The sequence below is a fragment of the Streptomyces sp. MS191 genome, from assembly GCF_008042125.1.
GTDB lineage: Bacteria > Actinomycetota > Actinomycetes > Streptomycetales > Streptomycetaceae > Streptomyces.
In genome coordinates this window covers 1-3,745 of record NZ_RDBI01000199.1, presented here as the reverse complement: position 1 = coordinate 3,745, position 3,745 = coordinate 1, and the positions used below count along the sequence as shown (strand labels likewise).

3 protein-coding genes are annotated in these 3,745 nt (G+C 75.1%); all 3 read left to right on the top strand.

The window, feature by feature from the left end; genetic code table 11:
• A partial coding sequence (locus tag EAO71_RS36375) for a CaiB/BaiF CoA transferase family protein (protein WP_147982066.1) occupies positions 1 to 1,150 on the top strand: 1,150 nt, incomplete at its 5' end.
• A gap of 43 nt (positions 1,151 to 1,193) precedes the next feature.
• Positions 1,194 to 2,051 (top strand): cyclase family protein, encoded by an 858-nt coding sequence (locus EAO71_RS36370; RefSeq protein WP_147982065.1) that lies wholly within the window; start codon positions 1,194 to 1,196, stop codon positions 2,049 to 2,051.
• Positions 2,048 to 3,532 (top strand): MmgE/PrpD family protein, encoded by a 1,485-nt coding sequence (locus EAO71_RS36365; RefSeq protein WP_147982064.1) that lies wholly within the window; start codon positions 2,048 to 2,050, stop codon positions 3,530 to 3,532. Before EAO71_RS36370 ends, EAO71_RS36365 begins: the two co-directional genes overlap by 4 nt.
• Positions 3,533 to 3,745 lie beyond the last annotated feature (213 nt).

Genomic DNA, 3,745 nt, shown 5'->3' with positions numbered 1-3,745 from the left:
GTCCTTCGCCGGGCCGCTGGCCGCGACGGTGCTGGGCGACTTCGGCGCCGAGGTCATCAAGGTCGAGCATCCGGTCCGCCCGGATCCGGCGCGTACGCACGGCCCGGCGAAGGACGGCGAGGGGCTGTGGTGGAAGATGCTCGGCCGCAACAAGCACACCGTCACCCTCGACCTGAGCCGGCCCGCCGGCGCCGAACTGCTGCTCCGGCTCGCCGCGCAGTCCGACGTCCTGATCGAGAACTTCCGGCCCGGGACGCTGGAACGCTGGGGGCTGGGTCCCGAAGAACTGCACCGCGCCAACAGCCGGCTGGTCGTGGCCCGCGTCACCGGCTTCGGACAGTACGGCCCCTACGCCCGCAGGCCCGGGTTCGGCACCCTCGCCGAGTCCATGAGCGGCTTCGCGGCGCTGACGGGCGAGCCGGACGGGCCTCCGACCCTGCCGCCCTTCGGTCTCGCCGACGGAGTGACCGCGCTGGTCGCCGCCTCCGCCGTGCAGACCGCCCTGTACCACCGCGACGTGCACGGCGGCCCGGGCCAGGTCGTCGACCTGGCGATCATCGAACCGCTGCTGACGCTGCTGGGCCCGCAGCCCACGGCCTACGACCAGCTCGGCGCCGTGCCGCCCCGCACGGGAAACCGGTCGGTGAACAACGCCCCCCGGAACATCTATCCCACCCGGGACGGCGCGTGGGTGGCCGTCAGCACCTCCGCCCAGTCCGTCGCCGAGCGGGTCATGAAGCTCGTGGGGCATCCGGAGGTGACCGCCGAACCCTGGTTCGCCGGGGGTGCCGGTCGGGCCGCGCACGCGGACCTGCTCGACGCCCAGGTCGGTTCCTGGATCGCGGCCCGCGACCGGGACACGGTGATCGCCGCCTTCGAGGAGGTCGAGGCAGCCATCTCCCCCGTCCACGGCATCGCGGACATCTTCGAGGACCCGCAGTACCAGGCCCTGGACTCACTTACGACGGTGGAAGACCCGGTACTGGGGCCGCTGCGCATGCAGAACGTGCTCTTCCGGCTGTCCGCCACGCCCGGCGCCATCCGCTGGACCGGCCGCGCGCACGGCCGCGACACCCGCACGGTCCTCGCCGAGCGACTGGGGCTGTCACCCCGCGAACTGGACGCACTCGCCGCGGACCACACGATCTGACGACCCGTTTCCTCCCTCCCCTCGCCCTTCCTCTGGAGATTCCATGAACAGCGTCCACGGATACCGCGGCGGGCCGGTACACCTGGCCGGCGCTCCGGTGCTCGACCTCGCTCATCCGATGCGCCGGGGGATGCCGCAGTCACCGAACCACCCGCCCTTCCGCATGCTGCTCGAACGCCGCCACGGCGACCACGTCCGTGTGGACGGCGGATCCGCGGCCAACGAACTCATCGTGACCGGGGGCCACGTCGGCACCCATGTCGACGCTCTGGCGCACGTCTCGCAGGCCGGGCTGCTGCACGGGGGGATCCCGGCGGGCACGGTCCAGAGCCACGAGGGGTTCGCCCGGCACGGGATCGAGGAGTTCCCGCCGTACGTGGGTCGGGCGGTCCTCCTGGACGTCGCCGCCGTGCACGGGGTACCCGTCCTGCCCGCGGGCCACGAGATCACCGTCGCCGACCTGGAGAAGGCCCGGGACGCGGCCGGCGTGGAGATCGGGGCGGGGGACGCGCTGCTGATCGGGACGGGCTGGTCCAGGCACTGGGCGGACGCGGCGCTCTTCACCGGCCAGGAGCACGGGGCGCCTGGTCCCGGGCCGGCGGCCGGGGCCTGGATCGCGGAACGGGGAGTACGGGTGGCCGGAGGCGAGACCATCGCCTTCGAGCACATCGCGCCCGGCCGCGGGCACGCCGAACTGCCCGTGCACCGGCAGCTCCTCGTGGAGACCGGCATCCACATCGTGGAGACGATGCGGCTCACCGGGCTCGCCGAAGCCGCCGCGCGTCGCGGGCGAGCGGACTTCCTGCTGGTGCTGGCGCCGCTGCCGGTGGTCGGCGCCACGGGCTCCCCCGTCCGCCCCCTCGCCCTGCTCCCGGCCGACGAGACGGAGGACCGGACATGAGCATCGCGGAGCCCGAGGGGTACGCGGCGCTGCTGGCGGCCTTCGCGGTCGCCTGCCGGAGCGACGGGATACCGCGGGAGGTCGCGGCGGACGCGGCGGCACGCACCCTGGACTGTCTCGGGAACAGCCTGGGGGCCCTCGGTCCGCACACCGGCGAGGCCGCCGGCCCCTCGCCGCAGGCGACGGCGCTGGCCCTGGCCCGTGCGGCCGGCGGAGCCGGGGAGGCCACCACCGTCGGCAGCGGCGTGCGGCTGCCGGCCGACCGGGCCGCACTGGTCAACGGCACGCTCGCGCACGCCCTCGACTTCGACGACACCCACCTGCCGTCCGTGCTGCACCCCACGGCCGCCGTCCTGCCCGCGGCGCTCGCCGCCGCCGAGGCGACCGGGGCCACCGGTGCCGCGTTGCTGGCCGCGCTGGCGGCGGGAGGGGAGGTGTGCTGCCGCCTGGGGATGGCCTCGTACGATCCGGAGCTGCGCAATTCCGTGTTCTTCGAGAAGGGCCTGCACGCCACCTCCATCTGCGGGACCGTGGGCGCCGCGGTGGCCGCGGGCCTGCTGTACGGGCTGACCGAGGCCGAGCTGGCGCACGCCATCGGCATCGCCTGCTCGATGGGCGCCGGGGTGATCGAGGCGAACCGGACCGGCGGCAGCGTCAAGCGCCTGCACTGCGGCTGGGCGGCCCACTCCGGGGTGTGCGCCGCCCAGTTCGCGGCGGGCGGGATCACCGGGCCGCCGACCGTGCTGGAGGGCCGCTTCGGATTCCTGACGGCGTTCCTGGACGAGCGGTGGACGGCGGGGCCGCTGCTGGCCGGCCTGGAGGAGATGGGCGCGGCCGGCAACTGGCAGTACGCGCGGACCGTCTTCAAGCCGTACCCCTCCAACCACTTCACCCACCCCGGGATCGACTGCGCGCTGGCGCTGCGCCGGGCCGGACTGCGGGCCGAGGACGTGCTGAGCGCGCAGCTCGGGGTGGCCGCCGCGCCCCGGCGGACCATCGGGGAACCGCGTGCGGAGAAGACGCGGCCCCGGACGCCGTACCACGCGAAGTTCTCGGGTCCGTACACGGTCGCGGCGGCGCTTCTGTCGGGCACGGGCGAGGGGGGTGAGGCCGCCGGTCCGGGGCTCGGTCATGCGGACTTCTCCCCAGCGGCGTTCACCGATCCACGGCGGCTCGCGCTGGCGGAGCGGGTGGAGGTGGTGGCCGACGCCACGTGTGACGCGGAGTTCCCGCACGTCTTCAGCGCGGTGCTGCGGGTGCGCACGCGCGGTGGCCGGCTGAGGCAGACACGCGTCGCCGGTTCGCTGGGCGGTCCCGGCGCCCCGCTGTCGCGGGAGCAGCTGGCGGGAAAGTTCCGGCTGAACGCGGAGCCCGTTCTGGGAGCGGCACGGGCGAGCGAGGTGGTGGCGGCGGTACGGGCGCTGGGAACGGCACCGCGCGGCGCGATCGGAGCTCTGCTGGCACTGACACGGACCGGGTGAACGGGACGGGCCGCCGGTGCGCGGGAAGGCGTCCGCGCCGCGGGAGGGGGCGTCACCGCCACCGGTGCGCGGGAAGGCGTCCGCGCCGCGGGAGGGTGGGGCGCGTCACGGCCGGTGGTCTCCGGGACCGGGTCACGGCCACCGGTGCGAGGGAAGGCGTCCGCGCCGCGGGAGGGTGGGGCGCGTCACGGCCGGTGGTCTCCGGGACCGGGT